The 16,273-nt window shown below is 48.0% G+C and carries 20 protein-coding genes and 1 rRNA gene (1 of these 21 only partly in view); all 21 read right to left on the bottom strand.

The genetic code is table 11. The features are described from left to right. Positions 1-23: 23 nt before the first annotated feature. Positions 24-224, bottom strand: a complete 201-nt coding sequence (locus ACLIN2_RS00980) for a hypothetical protein (protein WP_092277407.1) — start codon at positions 222-224, stop codon at positions 24-26. Between the two features lie 80 nt (positions 225-304). Beyond that, positions 305-451, bottom strand: a complete 147-nt coding sequence (locus tag ACLIN2_RS00975; RefSeq protein ID WP_170184483.1) for a hypothetical protein — start codon at positions 449-451, stop codon at positions 305-307. 13 nt (positions 452-464) lie between these two features. Beyond that, the gene (locus ACLIN2_RS00970; protein WP_327929902.1) at positions 465-1,304 is read right to left on the bottom strand and encodes a hypothetical protein; all 840 of its coding nucleotides are present in this window, start codon (positions 1,302-1,304) and stop codon (positions 465-467) included. Next, positions 1,304-2,011 (bottom strand): type II secretion system F family protein, encoded by a 708-nt coding sequence (locus ACLIN2_RS00965; RefSeq protein WP_246071096.1) that lies wholly within the window; start codon positions 2,009-2,011, stop codon positions 1,304-1,306. The genes ACLIN2_RS00970 and ACLIN2_RS00965 overlap by 1 nt, the downstream gene beginning before the upstream one ends. A gap of 188 nt (positions 2,012-2,199) precedes the next feature. Continuing rightward, on the bottom strand, positions 2,200-3,549 hold the full coding sequence (locus ACLIN2_RS00960) for an ATPase, T2SS/T4P/T4SS family (protein WP_411503033.1): 1,350 nt from the start codon (positions 3,547-3,549) through the stop codon (positions 2,200-2,202). Further along, on the bottom strand, positions 3,549-4,667 hold the full coding sequence (locus ACLIN2_RS00955; RefSeq protein ID WP_411503032.1) for a hypothetical protein: 1,119 nt from the start codon (positions 4,665-4,667) through the stop codon (positions 3,549-3,551). The genes ACLIN2_RS00960 and ACLIN2_RS00955 overlap by 1 nt, the downstream gene beginning before the upstream one ends. Beyond that, the gene (locus ACLIN2_RS00950) at positions 4,664-5,452 is read right to left on the bottom strand and encodes a flagellar biosynthesis protein FlgA (protein ID WP_411503031.1); all 789 of its coding nucleotides are present in this window, start codon (positions 5,450-5,452) and stop codon (positions 4,664-4,666) included. Before ACLIN2_RS00950 ends, ACLIN2_RS00955 begins: the two co-directional genes overlap by 4 nt. Further along, on the bottom strand, positions 5,449-6,330 hold the full coding sequence (locus ACLIN2_RS00945; protein WP_411503030.1) for a hypothetical protein: 882 nt from the start codon (positions 6,328-6,330) through the stop codon (positions 5,449-5,451). The genes ACLIN2_RS00950 and ACLIN2_RS00945 overlap by 4 nt, the downstream gene beginning before the upstream one ends. 1 nt (position 6,331) lies before the next feature. Next, complete coding sequence (locus ACLIN2_RS00940) at positions 6,332-7,093, bottom strand: hypothetical protein (RefSeq protein ID WP_092277429.1); 762 nt, start codon at positions 7,091-7,093, stop codon at positions 6,332-6,334. 153 nt (positions 7,094-7,246) lie between these two features. Then, positions 7,247-7,528, bottom strand: coding sequence for a hypothetical protein (locus tag ACLIN2_RS00935; RefSeq protein WP_092277433.1), 282 nt, complete (start codon positions 7,526-7,528; stop codon positions 7,247-7,249). Between the two features lie 166 nt (positions 7,529-7,694). Next, on the bottom strand, positions 7,695-8,312 hold the full coding sequence (locus tag ACLIN2_RS00930; RefSeq protein WP_092277436.1) for a hypothetical protein: 618 nt from the start codon (positions 8,310-8,312) through the stop codon (positions 7,695-7,697). A gap of 99 nt (positions 8,313-8,411) precedes the next feature. Next, positions 8,412-8,921 carry a hypothetical protein gene (locus ACLIN2_RS00925; protein ID WP_092277439.1) on the bottom strand — a complete coding sequence of 170 codons (510 nt, stop codon included), beginning with the start codon at positions 8,919-8,921 and terminating at the stop codon, positions 8,412-8,414. Continuing rightward, positions 8,918-9,337, bottom strand: a complete 420-nt coding sequence (locus ACLIN2_RS00920) for a TadE/TadG family type IV pilus assembly protein (protein WP_411503029.1) — start codon at positions 9,335-9,337, stop codon at positions 8,918-8,920. Before ACLIN2_RS00920 ends, ACLIN2_RS00925 begins: the two co-directional genes overlap by 4 nt. Before the next feature lie 8 nt (positions 9,338-9,345). Next, the gene (locus ACLIN2_RS00915; protein WP_092277445.1) at positions 9,346-9,843 is read right to left on the bottom strand and encodes a prepilin peptidase; all 498 of its coding nucleotides are present in this window, start codon (positions 9,841-9,843) and stop codon (positions 9,346-9,348) included. Further along, entirely contained in the window at positions 9,840-10,016 is a 177-nt protein-coding gene (locus ACLIN2_RS00910) for a pilus assembly protein (protein ID WP_092277448.1), read from the bottom strand. Before ACLIN2_RS00910 ends, ACLIN2_RS00915 begins: the two co-directional genes overlap by 4 nt. Before the next feature lie 71 nt (positions 10,017-10,087). Beyond that, complete coding sequence (locus tag ACLIN2_RS00905; protein WP_411503028.1) at positions 10,088-10,918, bottom strand: type II secretion system F family protein; 831 nt, start codon at positions 10,916-10,918, stop codon at positions 10,088-10,090. Positions 10,919-10,997: 79 nt separating this feature from the next. Further along, positions 10,998-11,897 carry a type II secretion system F family protein gene (locus tag ACLIN2_RS00900; RefSeq protein ID WP_411503027.1) on the bottom strand — a complete coding sequence of 300 codons (900 nt, stop codon included), beginning with the start codon at positions 11,895-11,897 and terminating at the stop codon, positions 10,998-11,000. A gap of 10 nt (positions 11,898-11,907) precedes the next feature. Further along, the gene (locus ACLIN2_RS00895; RefSeq protein WP_411503026.1) at positions 11,908-13,392 is read right to left on the bottom strand and encodes a CpaF family protein; all 1,485 of its coding nucleotides are present in this window, start codon (positions 13,390-13,392) and stop codon (positions 11,908-11,910) included. Between the two features lie 12 nt (positions 13,393-13,404). Next, the gene (locus ACLIN2_RS00890; RefSeq protein WP_411503025.1) at positions 13,405-14,781 is read right to left on the bottom strand and encodes an AAA family ATPase; all 1,377 of its coding nucleotides are present in this window, start codon (positions 14,779-14,781) and stop codon (positions 13,405-13,407) included. Further along, positions 14,778-15,512 carry a Flp pilus assembly protein CpaB gene (locus ACLIN2_RS00885; RefSeq protein WP_411503024.1) on the bottom strand — a complete coding sequence of 245 codons (735 nt, stop codon included), beginning with the start codon at positions 15,510-15,512 and terminating at the stop codon, positions 14,778-14,780. The genes ACLIN2_RS00890 and ACLIN2_RS00885 overlap by 4 nt, the downstream gene beginning before the upstream one ends. 157 nt (positions 15,513-15,669) lie before the next feature. Further along, positions 15,670-16,273 (bottom strand): 23S ribosomal RNA (locus ACLIN2_RS00880); it runs 2,323 nt beyond the window's last position.

The following is a 16,273-nucleotide window of genomic DNA, read 5'->3' as shown; positions in this document are numbered from 1 at the left end:
GAGAAAAACGTGCTGGGCGAGCATTAGTTGGATGTGTAGGACGTTCCGTTTTGCGTCCGGAAATGGATATTTTCATTTTTCGTATCGTAATTGAGGGAACCGATTGAGTTATTGATGCTCTCAGCGGATTCATTTGCCGCTGGGCTCAGTTCATTGCCGTATGAGCTTACGCCAATCCCAAGTACCATTACGCAGGCTAAAAAGATGAAGAACATTTTTGACATGTAGGACACTCTCCTTTGATTTTTTAGTTGAGGAATTGATGCGCTGACCCTTCTATTTATGTGGATCAAACTGGGAGACATCATGGAATTGCCTGATCAATCCAGCTGACTGCGCGATCTCGCAATCCACCATCTTTGACGATCGACTCGTTTATTTCGGAGAGACTCGAAACGATGATACCCAGGGTGAATACAATACACATCATGATGGACAGCAGCTTTGTCATGAGGCTCCCCCACTCAGGTTAAATATTTGTCCAATATTTCTGTAAGCAGCTTGTACCAAGGAAACATTGCAACCAACAACCCCATGTAAAATGCTGGATAGACGATGATGCTGTAGCCGATTCCCAATGACTTGATTTTTTTCCGATGGCGAAACATTCGGCGGTGATCGACTGCCCATTCCATGCGCTGCATGGTCACACTAATTTGCCCTTCCGTCAATTTTTCTACTGTCCGCATACTAGATACGAGAATGATGCCGTCGTCCACACCCATTTTTCTTTTGAAGCTTTCCAGTGCTTCGTCCGGATCCTTATTCCACTCGGAGAGCGTTGGGAGGTACTCTTTTAATTTTCTGGTTGGTCGTGCAGCTTTGACCATTGCACTATAAATGGGGACCTGATTTTCCAACAAAGTGACATAGCGATTAATAAATCGTGCGATATCCGTGCTAAGCATATCCTCTCTATGCCCGGCCCACATTTTTAAGCCTATGTACGGCAGCATGAAACTCCCGGCAGAAGCCAAACACATTGACAACACGGGGAATGATTCAAACCCGCTCACGACCGCCCACAACACAACTAGAAAACAGACAGAGCTTCCACTGACCAGCTGGAAAAAGACCCATTCTGCTTTTCCCCAGCCAAACGGTCTCCCCGCGCGATCCAATAGCTGTTGCCACCCCTCATCCTCTTCTGCTTGCAGTGTCTGCTCCCATTTCCTCCACCAAATATTCGAAACAAAGAGCTTGGGGCGTTGCATGCTGAATAGATACTTCCCTATCAATAGAAAGGCCGTAAAGACGAACAGCGAGCCCAGACCCAAATAGGTGTACATCACTACGATCGGCATCAGCGATACCTCCTTCCCCAGATGAAAGCCAGTACGATTGAAAATGCCCATACCGTAACGCCAAGTGCCAATATTGCTTGCCCGTCAGGTGTGTAAAAATAGAGACGATAAGAGTCCTTCAACAAGCTCTGGTTGTATGGAATCAGACAGATGCAGATGGCAATGACAATCAGCAGGCTGATCCATATTGAATGGATCTCACTGTCTCGTTCTTCCTTCTCGTCCTGCTGTACAAACATCTCGTTTGTAAGTCGATTGAGAGGAGCTTGAATATCTTCTGTCTCTCCTTCCAGGCCGCTTGTGACATACATGGCAAAATCAAACGCCCAAGGGTGATCCAATCTCTCTGCGAATTGTTCCACTGCGGCCACCGGGTCGCCCCCATCTGCCAGGCTGTTGTTGACCAGCAGCAAGTCCGGCAGCAGCTCCTTTGGACATTCATCAATAATCTCGCGGAAGGTTAAAACGATATTTTTGCGACTGTTATAGTAACGGGAGAACAACTCTACGAAACGACAGAATGAGCTGATCTTTTTGTTGATGCGCACCGTATAGCGAGCGTACAGCAATAAGGTTGGCAGCATAAGCAGGAGTAAAAACAGGGAAAGAGATACGATTACATTTCCAATCAGGACCCCCGATACGAAGCCTGATACAGCTCCTATCAGTGAAACCAGTAAATGAGCTTCAGGATTTCCGCCAGCCATTTGGCACCATCTGTCGTAACGGGTGTATAGCCTTCGCCGTAATGCATCTTTCAGAAACCTTTCTCGCCACACCTCAATGGTTCTAGGAAAAAACACCTTCGGAGCAGACCATCCTTTGTACAGGTAGAGACCCATGAACAAAAAGCCGCTAAAAATGCATAGGAGCATGGGGACCAGTAATACGTATTTCATAGCTGCCTACCTATGTCAGTTAACCGCAGATCCTTTAATACATTCATGTCTGCTTTCCCAACGTGACACATGTATTCGACCAAGTGTGGTGCTATTTGTTTCCCTGTCCATTCGTACTCTCCCGTCTGCATATTTCGCCAGACAAGCGGGATGGATTCCAATCGATTAAACGTTTCATCCCACACAGTGACGTGGACGGCGTCAATGAACCGATGCCCACTATTCCGGTAGGTAAGAGAATTGACAAAATTAACTGCCCTGCTTATCCGCTCCTGAGTAAGCTCGATGCTTCGACCTCCGTACTGGTAAACCAGATCGGTCAAATCCTGCAATGCTTTATGAGGGAATCTTTCATGCATAGCCCCGATCGTAGCATCCGTTCCTCTCACTCCTGCATTTATGAAGTGATAGGCTTCTATAGGCTCCCTGATCTCACCAATAAGGATTGTATTAGCTGTCGACCGGTACATGTCTTTGAAGCAGTGTGACAGCTCGATCCCAATTTCCTCTACGTTTTGCAGTTCAATGACTTCACCAGGCCAGACATCCCCGAATCTCATCTCATGCTCACTCTCGAATATCGTCACGTATTCCGTATTTGGATCCTTTAGCTTCAACATACACAGCATCAAGGTTGTCTTTCCAGCAGCCATCGGACCGATCACCAGCACATTCCCCCGTCCGTACACCTGTTGTTCAATCAACATCTGCACTTTCTCATCGAAGGTAGGCTGTGGCTGCGCCCGTAGACTGCCTAGTGAAAAGGTCGGTGTTGTAAACCTCCTAACCAGAATCGTGGGCACGCGAGAATAGGGAAAAGTAAACATCGTGAGCCTAGCCTTGATAGAATCCAGGTACCCGCTCAGCCGAGGCTTTTTCTCATTAAAGGACAGACCAGCTGTGTTGGTTAGCTTTTGCTGAAGTGTCTCTACCTCTCTCCATGAAGGAATGTAGGCAATAGATTTTTTCACTCCGTGCTCGATGTACGCTACTTTTCGGTTCGCAGAAATACGAACTTCCTCTACCCACGGTGATAAATGAAGGACAGCATCGAGAATTCCCCATCCATAAGTGGCGAAAGCAAGTCCCTCATATCCATTGACGTGAGGTAGGATTTCTTCTGTAACGGGTCGCTTCATCACTTCCTCAAAGAAATGCTGCAGTCGCAAAATAATATGATTGTGGCTATCCCGATTTCCTTGCTCTGCGGAAGATAATATTTTTTGCATTTCCAGCTTTTCTTCTCGGGTGTTTCCAAAATGATTCAGGTAGTCCCTGGAGGCCTGTTTCAGGTCTTCCACATCTCGTAAGCGGCTGGCTGTCCAGGTTTGCTCAGTTGCTCGCATCAGCTCAACACCGCACTTTTCTCGTAATATTCCGCTTCTGCTATCTGCTTGAGACTAAGCATATACGGCTTCGGCGGAAAGAACTCTTCAACAAGCACACTGCTACTGCGATGGGATTGCATCAAACGGCCTTCTGAAATGCGCGGAACAACGCCATAGACGGAAATGTCTTCCCCGATTCGAAACGGCTCCCCTTTATCCATATGACTGAGCAGCACTTCGCAAGTGACTCCTCTCTGGCTCCATACTCGAATCCACTCTCTCGCATTCTCGATGCTAAATGGGTCTGCCCGAACAAACAGCAGGTTGCGGTCAGCTGAATACAGCATTTGCTGCAATGCCTCAGATTCCGGGAAGCAGTATCCCCAATCGACATAAACAAAGTCAAATTGATCGCGGAATGCAGCCATCATATTGGCGATTTCAGAGCTTCTCCACTTGTTTGCTGCGTGTGCATAATACAGGTTTGGCACATGCACACTTTGCTTGCATACTTTTCTCCAATTCCGTTTTTTAGCGGTGCACATATCCAAAAAATCAGGTCGAAAGAGTGCCAATTGATGCTTTTGCAGCTTAAAGAAGCGCGTCAGATCTGGTTTAGCTTCGTTCATATCCAGAACAGCAATTCGTTTCTCAGGATTCTGTCTAGCCAATACCAGCGGATAGTTAATGCAGAAGGTGGTGATTCCTGACGATCCGTAGCTCATCAGGGAATAGACGACTCCCTTGCCCTCCCCTGCTCGAGTCGGCTGGATCCCCTTCACGAAACCGAGGATGTGGCTGATTTGATCCCGTATCTCTTCCTGCGATAATTTAGCGGATAGGGCATACACACCTGTTAAGCCTATTTCTTCTGTTACCCTTCCAATCAGGGCCTCATCACGATAAAGTGGGACAACAATCAAAGGTGTTCCTTCTGGAAGAGCTTCCTTCGCACGTAGGAGCCATTCCCAAGCGGGCGAAGAAAACATCTCCGAAAACAGGACAGCTGCATCCGGCTGATATAGCTGCACGTAACGAAAAAACTCTACAGGAGTCTCCGCAACGAGCACTTCACTAGTCTCAGGCATATAAGTTTTAGCCAACGACTTCATGGGGTAACAAACGATAATTTTCATGAAGCTTGCTCCTTTGTCACCATGATATGTCCTACTTGAAGCATTCCATATGACATGGCTTCCGAGAGTATGATGTACTGTTGATCCGTTAGATTGAATCCAACAAAGGCCGGTAATGCAGTAGGCTGCACGCGGTAGTCCCGATACCGCTTTTCTCCGTTTTGCAGCGGCTTTTCCCGTGAGCCGTTAAACACCGCATCCATATGATCTGGCGAGGGAAGCCCACTTGGTTTCAGCGTGTAGATTTCGATCCCGTTGCTGTCCCTCACGCTAGCAAGTTGACTTTCAAACAACAACTCTGCTGTATCGTTCGTTTGACGAAACTGAGCTGGTTCAGGCATCCCCTGCAATTCAGTAAGGGGCTTGTACTTGACCCAAATCTTCACATGATCACCCTTGCGTAGCTCAGTTAACGGTTCGATAGCCGTCAAAGGAAATTCGTATCTCGCCTGACCTTTGTCCGGGAGCAGCTGAGTTTCCGTCAGCTTGGTCATAAGCAGCTGCTCTCCCTCAAAGATGCTCTGGACACTTCTTTTTCCGAGTACACTCCCAATATCTCGAGCAGAATCTGGCAGGATCTCATCTATTTCTTCTGAAACAAGCACGACATCTTCCCGAGTAATAGGTTCAAACGGAGAAATTTCCTTCCCTTGTGCCACCTTGACCACTGGGGCAAATAATCGCTCGGCAGCCATCGCATCAATGTATTTCGTAGCTGCGTAAAAAGAGGAGCCTGCCAATAGAAAGGAAATCAGACATATCAGAAACAAGGTTTGCTTTTTCATAGAACCCTTCCTTTGTACGTGTGGATCAAGGGAGAAAACGCATGCTCTTCTTCTGGAAATTGTTCTAGCAGCAAAGATGCCTTCACATGTGCATCTCCCACTTTTTCGCCATTCATGAGTGGAAGTACATACTCTACCTCTACTGGACCACTTTCCTGATCCCAAAGGGACAAGGTTCCACTAATTCTTTTCATGACACTGGTCCGAGAAAGCTGCTGGTTCCATTTGTTTGCGATCAGCTTGATTTTTCTTTTTTCGGTCATCCACCATGAAGGTGCCGGCTCAACCAGAAACAATCGGGTAAGGCGGGCAAGATCAGTATCAAACACGACCCAGATCTCATCGACCAGTTCAAATATTTGTTGGGCCGCTTTTTCTTTCCAATGGGAGGAAACATCAATCATAACAACGGGACTGTCCTTGCACGTCCGTAGCAACCAATGAGCTGCGTCTATTGGGGGAGTCATTTTTGTCTGGAAAGGAGGTTCGATCTGGATGCGTAGAAAATCGTTCTGTATGAGGAGCATGGGTGCGGATGTATATGGGTTTGCCTTTCGGTTTAACCTGCGTTCATAATCGAGTGCAAAATAGAAGTAAGAGATGGTGCTGGGCAACTCACTGAATGTGACCGGAATTCTATTTCCCGCCCAGATATATGCGACATTGGAGGAGAGGAAGCTCGCCCCTGCCTGAGCATATAAACTGGTAACTGCGATGCATCGGCGACTCAATACGCTCTGATGATCTTCGCCTGTTTGGGGGGAGGAAAGCTTGTCCTTTAATGTTCTCCACTGTCTCTCTTCCTCTGGAGTATGTGAGAGCGCCTGTTGCTCCAGGTCACGAAACCGTGTGACAAAACGATTCATTTGGTGAAACATGTTATCCTACCTGCGTATCGTCGTCGGACTTTGTTTTACTGCTTATATAATTTTTAAACTTCACTACCATTTCTCGAATAGTCAGTGATTTACGATGATAGTAGTAGATTTTTCGCAATCTCTCCCGCTCCTGCGGGGTCATTTCAGGCTTAAACTCGTAAGCCATTTCTATAAGCAAGGCTAGCTCGACGTTATTGGGTCTTCCCCGTCTTGGTGGATTTGCAAATAACTGCTGCTGCTTTTTATCAAAGGCATTCGGGTATTCAACCAGCCACATATCTACCAACGTTTCAATATCTTCATGAGAGCGAATGCCTAGCTTCATCAAATATTTAAAGTAGGTCGGCAACGATCGATCCCGCAGCAGGCCATTTTGCCAGCGAGCGATAAAGCCATTTGGAATCGTTAGCAGCTTCGTTACGTCACGAATGAGTGCGATCCGGTTTTGTGACTGATATTGCACCACCGCTTCTTTTACAAGGGTAAATAAAATATCGTGGTAGTTCACATCCTCTGCCACGGGGCCATATTGGACTACAAACCATTCCTCTACTGCCTTGTCAAAATCTCTCCGGCAGTTCGTCAATTGAAGGTAATCCAAATGCTCGTAAAAATCCTCTAAATCGTACTCCTTCAAGAACTCATCCTGATAGTCTCCAAAGACGTAAACGATAAAAGATTCCTTTAACTCTTCCAAAGATACCAAGCTGAAAGTTTCCTCGTAGCAGCGGTTGACTAATTCGATTGCACTATTTGCCAACACGACAAAATACCCCCAAATTTTTACATTTTTGTTTTTTTACTAGACATTTTGCTACATCTTTCGTCACTCGTCAAATCTTTTTTGTATATATTTTCCTATTTTCTTATAGAGATAATCGCCTCACACGCAACCGTGCAAGGCGATTGCGGGAGACTACTCTACCGTGAAGTAAAGCTCCTCACCCGTTTTCAGGAGAAGGCCGATCCTTCCCCTGCGCTCCATGACGGTAGGAGCATCCTCCATAACAATCAGCCCGTCATTGAGTACTACTCTGCTCCCAAATCGATGAATCGTCTCGATCTGAAAGCTTTCCTTTGGCAGCCTTTCCACTGAAAGATGTCTGCCTGGCTTGTGCTTCTGGTAGCGGACCGTCCGCCCAAGAAGCTGCTCCACTGTTGCAGCGGAACGAGGTTGGTGAGCCTCTACTGTTGCCATGCGCAACGCCTCCTTCTCTCACCTTTAGAGTACGGCCGTTTCATGTGCTTATAAGCCAATGAAACTATTACTACCGTAAAAAAAGACAGAGGGGTCACGCAAACTTTTTTAGCACCTCTAAGTAAAGACGGTCGCTACTACGGGAAGTAGATCGGTAAAGATCTTCTTAAAACTCTTCCCAAAGTGCTGGAACATTCAAATGTGGGTACATCTCTGTCACCATATCAAACGGCGAGAAGTACAACGTATCTACGAGTATTTTCAGCTTATATTTTTTCAAAAGGCTGTAGGCCCTCTCTGTTTTTCCAAATATTCGAGGCAAATGGCTAACATCGGGCAGCTTCATGAGATGGCTGCACATGTAATCAACGCAGATCTTTGCACGCTCCTCGCCTTTGATGCTTTGAAAATAGAGCGGTGGGAAATGACGGCGAATTCCTGACAGCACCTCTTGATACACCCACAGCACTCGCTGTTCCTCAGATGGACGCGGCAAGTAAGGATAGGCGAAGTCGACCATGTAATAGACGTCCTCAGACTTGGCCTCAATCGGAGGTTCGATATACTCTCGCACTAGATGCAGCTTGAGCTCTTTCACATCCTGAATACTCAATTGCTGTCGGGCCTGCTCTGGTGTCCATTGCTTTACATTTTCGATCGCGTATCGAACAATCAGCTGAACCTTTTGCTTCCGGTACTGTATATCTTCAAATTCGTATGGAGAAAAACGTTTTTGTTCTCCACTGAGGATCCTTTTGTACCGTTCTACTACTTTTGATGGCATTGCACATTCACTCCTATCCCCCATTTTTTGGTAGATACTTCAAAATTACCATGTGGGTTTAGGACAAAAATAACAGCACTCATCAATTGTTTTATGTCATTAGTCGTACGTTCCAGATTGCGAGACACGTTCCAGCTTTACCTGATGATCTTCCGTGAAAGACGGCAGACGAGTCTCCACCCCAATCCAAATGTAGTATATACCCTGCTTGTACAAATGCTGCTTTTCGCCTTTCTGATGAACAACGTGCGCGTCATCCAATTTTCCCCGCTCTAGTGAAGCGCGGTTATCATTCCAAAGAATTTCAGCCTCTTCTCTGGCTCCCCTGATAATTTCCGCTTCCGATCGGATGGCCTCTTCCTTTGTAGCAAACAATCGTGTTTGTCTGTTCCCCTCCGCATCGACGTACTCCCACTTTCCTGCAGCACGTGCACCTTTGGAGATGAGGTCAGCTGTTTGCTGGACGTTCATTTTCAGAAAATGCGTCTGCTCCTGAAACAATACCAGAGAAAGCAAGCCTCCCAGGCAAAAGAGAAAGAAGATCATCGTCAGCAAGGTAGCGCCACGTTCATCAGCCAGCTTGGAACGGACTTGACTCAGACGCCTCATTTCTTGTCCTCCGCATTTTCAATCATCATGGAGTAGCTCTCCGTCAATTCATACTTTTTTCCGGTCGCCAGCAAATAGAAAGTCATCGAAGCTATTGCGGAGATGTGGTTTCCTTTTTTCCAGCCTCCCCCTCTGATCTTTAGCTGAATATCGTGATCGGCTACGCCCACACCCTCTTTGAGCTCTGCTTCCCCCCGCTCTTTAGCATAATAAGCAGCTAGTCCGTAATTGGGCTGAACAGCTGCAATCCGCCCTGCCTCGTAAGCAGCCGCTAAGGCTTTCTGCTTGTTGTACAAAATACTGAATTGATCGAAGCTGAAAACAATCAGCAGCCAGACCACAGGGAAAACTAAAATAAACTCCAGCAATTGACTGCCGCGTTCATCATGAATCAAGGTGTGCAGCCTCTGATGCAAATTCTTCCTCATGGAGCCAGTCCGGTACTACATACAAAAGGTTGGATACAAAAAGCACCGAGTAGAAATACAGCGTACGGAAAGGTGATGGAGGCTCGTCCAGCTTCCGGTAACCAAAGCTGCCGATGTGCTAGCCAACCGACGGAGAGCTTTTGCAGATTTTCCCGCAAACGTGACCAGGTTCTAGGCAAAAGCAATACCGCCAGCAAACAAAGAAGGAGGGAGTGTACAAACAAAGGATATACTTCCGTCCAGTTGCTCCAAGCCCCCACAGCCATCAGCAGCTTTTGATCCCCCATCCCCATTCCCCTAAAAGCGACGGGCCCTACGGTAAGGATAAACGCCCCTGCTACCCCGCTCCATGCCTGCCAGATCGTTCCGGCCTGCCACTGGTAGCACAAACCAAGCGCCAAAAGCGGAAGGGTAAGCTCGTTGGGAACCTTGCGCTGTCGCCAGTCACAGCAAGCGGCTACCACCAGCAGTCCTAACAGAACAATGTCACTCATTTGCTGATTTTCTCTTGAAGCTCTGCCAGCTTTGCGTCCTCTGCTTCACCGAGAGAAGCCAGGGTAGGAATAATCAAAATGAGAATGACGGCAACGATGATGACCATCTCTACTATCGTGACGCCATCCTCTTCGTGCCAAAAACGCTGTGCATACTTTTTCATGAAGGACATTTGTGCTCACTCCTTTTGGATATCGCTCTTCCTACACTCTGTCAAAAGACAGCAGTCCTTCGCAAAAATATTTACAGTCGATCCTCAATTCCGATCAGAACTGGCCCCATCACCAGGAACAACAGCGGCACCCCCATCAGAATGATCACTAACGGCAGCAGCCTAATATTCAAGCGATTCATGCTCGTCGATGCTTCGTCCTCGAGCTGCCTCAATTGTTCCTCAACCTGTACGGCTAGCATGCTGCCAATGCTTACCCCTTTGCTCATCGCTTCATTGATCTCCAGCGCAATCGTGGTCAGCGCGTCTACCTCCCAACGAAAGGCCAGCTCCTCTAGTCCCTTTCTCCACGTCCCCAGACGTTTTTCTTCCTTCTCCAAGCGTGTCAGTTCATACCCCAGTCTTGCATCAAATCTTTGGGCAGTTTCTTTTACAGCCATTTGAATGGGCATTCCCGCTTCAACCAAGGCAAGTACAATACTAAAAAAGACTGGGACCTGCTCGCGAATTTCTCCTTTGGCGCGTTTGTCTGCCCAGTCCAACAGCCAGGTAGGCAGCAGGTACATGGTCAAGCAAAGCACCAGTGGCAAGCTGCTCACCATTCCAAATCCGTGTCCTTGAAAAAGCCTTACCATCAGGTACAGAAAGGCAAAAACTATCAATACCAGGCAAATAGCACGAGCCAGCACAATTTCCGCTAAACTCACTCTTGTACGAAGCCTCAGAAGCATCTCTTCTGTCTTTTTCCTGTCAATTCCCATCCAACCACATAGCTTAGACAACATGCCGTCATGCCTCTCCAAGTACCTTAGGAGCCTCCATTTGTCTTGCCCGCGTTGAAAGGCATGATTCAGCTGAGCATGCTGTTCTTGTTCAATCCTGCCAAACAGGGAGAGAATCATCCCTCCTTCCCTCCCCAAACATGCAGGCAGGCCATACAAAAAAAGCGCTAAACTGATAAGCGCACAAATGATTTCCATTTTAGCCTCCTCTGTGCACACTTTTTGACGCTACATAACGTATGGCCTCGCCACCTAGGAGAATGCATGCGAAAGACGCTAGGATCATGAAACGACCTCCTAGCGTAGCTGTCAAAGAATCAAAGTGGTGAGGATTATTCGCAAAGAGCGCGGTTATGAATACAAACGGCATGACACTGAGCAAATTCACCTGCGAAATTATTTGCGCCATCGCAGCTTTTTGCCTGCGTAGCGATTGTCTCCGACGCAATATAGTCGAGGCAGCCAGATCCAGCGTCTTGGCCATATCTCCCCCCATCTCCCTCTGAATCTGCACAATGGTAGCCAAGTACTTCACATCGGCTGAGCCCGTTCTTTCATAAAAGGAGCTCATGACACGCTCTAAAGGAATTTGCGCACGCAGTAATTCCACAATGCGGTGATATTCCGCTGTCACGCTTGCCTCAAGAAAAGAGCTGTTCGCAACTTGTTCAAAGGCGTGCAAGTACGAAGGCGAAGTCCGCAATGAACTTGCCATAAGTCGTATGGCCTTAACGTTTCCTGCTTCAAACTGATCCTTTCTCCGCGCTCCCAAAATGGTAACAATCCGCTCGGTAAAAAGGACTCCTGCCAACCAAGCGGGTAAGGCAAACAGCCATGATTGTAAAATTTGCATCGTAAGTACAAACGACAGCAGACCGAAAAGAAAAGAAGAGGTAATATACAGATTAACCCCCCAGCCAGACCTTGAGTGGAGTAGTCTTTCCTCCAACCGGTTCCAAACCGTTTGCCGATCCCGTTGCATCTGATCGATGATCGCGTGCTTTCCAGCTGGCTCTCGCACAAACCAATTGTGTGGAGCCAGTATGAGGAATAGTCCCATGCCGATTCCTGATGCAATAGGCCAGCTTACATCTCCCATACACGTCCTCCTAGATTGAAATCGGATCTGTAAAAAAGACCCGATCGATTTCTTCTCTTGTCATCCCTCGTTCAATCCAATGCTTAATCAGTTTTTCCGGACGATAACCGGTCCAGCGAAAGTGGCCCGTTACTTTTCCATTACGAACTCCCGTTGACTCAAACACAAAAATATCCTGTAAATAGACTCGGTCTGGTAATACCTGTTTAATATTACACGCGCGTTTAATCCACTCTTCATGAGATTGACCAGTACCTACAACCTCTGTAATCGCCACAACTTTTCTGCTCCCGTCTTCCTCAAATCTCTTTACTTGCACGATCAGGTCCAGAGCTGAGCCGATCATCAGATTTCGCTCTTCCGTACTGTATAGCTCGTCCGCTTTTCCGAATAAAATGGGCAGTGTGGAATCGACCAAGGCTCGAGGCGAGTTGGCATGCGCTGTACTCCAGCTCCCAGGGTGATCCGTATTCATCGCCCAAAGCATATCGACAATTTCTCCCCCACGGGCTTCTCCGACCATGATGACATCCGGGCGCATGCGCAAGGATAAACGAACACAATCCTTTATCGTGAATCCCCCTTTGCCTTCGTAATTGGCTGGCTTGGCTAAAAAGCGGCGGACATAAGGATGCTGCAGCTTCATTTCCAGTACGTCCTCAATCGTGATGATGCTGAGAGAAGCAGGGACAAATTGCGAGATCAAATTGAGCAGGTGGGTCTTTCCGGAGCCGGTACCCCCACTTACCATTCCTGATGCACGCGATAGCCCAACAGCGCGTTTCAGAAACAAAAGCATGGGCTCACAAATCGATCCATAGCGTAAATAATCAGCTTCACTAAGCAACTCTCTATGTTTGCGGATCGTGAGCATGTGACCGTCTGGGGAGATCGAGCGATGGGTAGCTGTCACACGTGAGCCATCTGGCAGCTGGGTGTGCAATTCGGCTTTCGTCTCATTAAACTCTCTGCCCATTGTCGCCGCGATCTGCTCCAATAGCCGCAGCATTTCCTCTTCGTCCCGAAAGACGGGGATCTCAGGCACTTCCAATCGCCCCGTGCTTTTTCTTTCCACCACGAGATAGCTGTATTTATGAAACAGGATCTCGGTAATATCTGCATCTTCAAGCAACTGATCCAAGGGTCCCCATCCCGTCAGAGAATGCAGCAACCGCCTTACTTCAGCTTCGATCTGTTGCGTAGAAATTGGGGTTTGTGCCTCCAGAAGCATCTGAATGTCAGCCGTCAGCTCTCTATGGAAGCTCTGGGAGCCCTTCTCTTCCCACAAACGTTTCCCATACTTCTCCACCAGCTGAGTCCGAATCGCTACCTCTGCTTCAGGAGCGATTCGGCTATGATTCTCTACAGCGTGATTGGCTTGTATTTTTTCGTTCAATGTATGTGGATATCGTGCGGCTTCTTTCCCGGCTGTTCGCAAATCCTGCATCCCACGCCCCTGATTGGGAATTCCAAGCAATTGTTTTTTGTCGAACATCCAATCTCCTCCTTAGCTCCATAACCATCGAAAAAGGGATGACCGCTCTTTTGCTTTTGCCTGTTTGGGCTGCTTTTCCATGCCTGCATCAATCGGAAGCAGTGCCCTCCCCAATGTATCGATGGCTTCCTTTGCAGCAGAACGCCCCGGGTGGAGCATGACAGGGATCCCGCTGTTAATCGATTTTTTTACTTCGGCATCGTCCGGTATGGAGTAAATCCTTCTACTGGGATGTAGTTGAAAGTAAGCTCTGATTTCATCTAGGGTAAACATCTCTTTCCGTTGCAATCGATTCATGCACATTTGGATGCGTTCTTCCGGGTATTCCGCTTCTCTTAACAATTTCAAGAGGCGTTGAATATTTTCAATAGAGTCTACAACCGGATTTCCTACCATAACGACTTGTTCTGCAAAGAATAAAGCTTGTATCGTGGCGTCTGTCGTATCTGGCGCTGTATCAATGAGGATCACGTCATAGTCGCTGTGCTTGAGCGTCTCCAAAATAAGATAGAGGTGGTAGTCCTTGATTTCAAAGCTATGGCGTATATCTCGAGGAGAAGTCAGTACATCCAGCCCTGACTCGTTGTGACGTACGATGTACTTGGATATGTCTTGGGGGGATAACGGAAGTGCTGATACATAATCCTGCCACTCTTCCAGCCGGACCGTATTCGGGTCACGTCCATGGCGTTTCACCACTTCCTGCAGCTGCACGTCCATATCCTGTACCCATGTAAATATATTCGGAGTCCGCGGCAGGTTTAGCGCTGTTGCAAACGTTCCCAGGTCTAAATTAAAATCAACTGCCAGCACTCGCAGCGACTGACCTTCTTGTTTCTGCATAGAGAAAAAAATGGCGAGTTCACGCGAAATAAAAGTTTTTCCCACTCCACCTTTAGGCCCGTACACCGTAATTAAATGCTTCGGCGTTGCTCGTAATGGCAGGGCTGTTGCAGGCTGCACCGGAAGTTCTGTGATTGCAGGCTGCACCGGTTTCTGAGTTTGAACAATGACTGACTCTCCTCCTGTACCTCCTGGTGTCATCATGGCGAGAGCTTCCAGTTGATCGGGAAGTACAGGCTTTGCTATTACCCAGATGCCTAAGTTTCGGAAAAACGGCTCCCACACGAGCTCTTGAGTGGAACACGCTGCGATAAAGGATAAATGTGGATATGCCAATCGAAATTGCTGACTTAGCACCCCCCTCTCTGTGTCTCGAATTCCTCCTAACAGCACGACATCAGGGCGCGCTGTCTGGATCATTTGCCAGGCCTCCTCCACGGATGTCGCATGGCCGCCAACCACCAGTCGCTGACTCGCAGCCAACCGTTGCTGTAACACCATTACGGATTCAATATCGTCATCTACGATCAGTAAGCACTTCTTCACTCTTTTTCCTCCTCCTGTTGTCCCCAACGCTTCTGTGTTTTCATTAAATCCGCTGCAAAGGCGGCATTGCCAATCCCTGATTTCTGACCGTCCACCCCTGGAGCCAGGCCCAATCGAATTTTTCCATAATGCAGTGCATGTGTTAACAAAACGGCTTCATTCTGTGACAGAGAGAGGCTTACAGCTACTAGATTGGACTCTTCCCCTTCCATTTCTCGTTGAACGGCAATGACCGGCATATATTGCAAAAGCAATCCTGAATGCGCGCCATCATCGTCCTCAAAGGAGGCAAAGACATGAACTCGCTCACCGGCGGTCAAATGAGGCGAAATGCCTGCGACGTTATCGACGGGAATGCTCATTCCAGTCATGGATGGGTTTAGCTTCGTCGCAGTTGCCCCCTTCATCAGAGTAGGCTGCTCTAAATCACTTGCAAGCAATGGCCGTCCGCCTTGCACCTTTCTGGTCAATGCCTTCCCTAAAAAATCTGTGGCCTCGGTCCAGTGAAGTAACCCTGGGATCGACTTGTTTTGGTCCTGAAATAGGCCACCCATGTTTACTACCAAAGGCTCGATATCCGCTGCTTCTAGCAGCTGACCGCTTTCTTTCTCTACTGTTGACCGCAACTGTATATACGTCACCGCTTGTGGCTTCACAACCATATAGGCACCTAATCCTATGCACGATGCCAGTAATAGCAAGGCCAATAGCCGCAACGGATGTATAGACATGGTGCTAAATGCCCTCCTCTCGTTTTCATTAAAGCTAGCTTATACGGAGGATCAGGGACAAAAAAAACAAACAAAAAAACCGTGCAGTCATTTCTGCACGGTTCTTCTTTATGTACGCTCGTACCTTCAAAACTGGATCTGCATGTTTGCTAAGAGTGTGGATAAGTCCTCGACCGATTAGTATTCGTCAGCTCCACGTGTTACCACGCTTCCACACCGAACCTATCAACCTCATCGTCTATGAGGGGTCTTACCAGCTTGCGCTGTGGGAAGTCTCATCTTGGAGGGGGCTTCACGCTTAGATGCTTTCAGCGCTTATCCCGTCCGCACATAGCTACCCAGCTGTGCCACTGGCGTGACAACTGGTGCACCAGCGGTGCGTCCATCCCGGTCCTCTCGTACTAAGGACAGCTCTCCTCAAACTTCCTACGCCCGCGACAGATAGGGACCGAACTGTCTCACGACGTTCTGAACCCAGCTCGCGTACCGCTTTAATGGGCGAACAGCCCAACCCTTGGGACCTACTTCAGCCCCAGGATGCGATGAGCCGACATCGAGGTGCCAAACCTCCCCGTCGATGTGGACTCTTGGGGGAGATAAGCCTGTTATCCCCAGGGTAGCTTTTATCCGTTGAGCGATGGCCCTTCCATGCGGAACCACCGGATCACTAAGCCCGACTTTCGTCCCTGCTCGACTTGTAGGTCTCGCAGTCAAGCTCCCTTCTGCCTTTACACTCTACGAATGATTTCCGACCATTCTGA

Source organism: Brevibacillus centrosporus (assembly GCF_046622605.1).
In the GTDB taxonomy this organism is placed as follows: domain Bacteria; phylum Bacillota; class Bacilli; order Brevibacillales; family Brevibacillaceae; genus Brevibacillus; species Brevibacillus centrosporus.
Note: the sequence above shows the minus strand (reverse complement) of the source record. Positions and strands in the feature narration are given on the sequence as shown.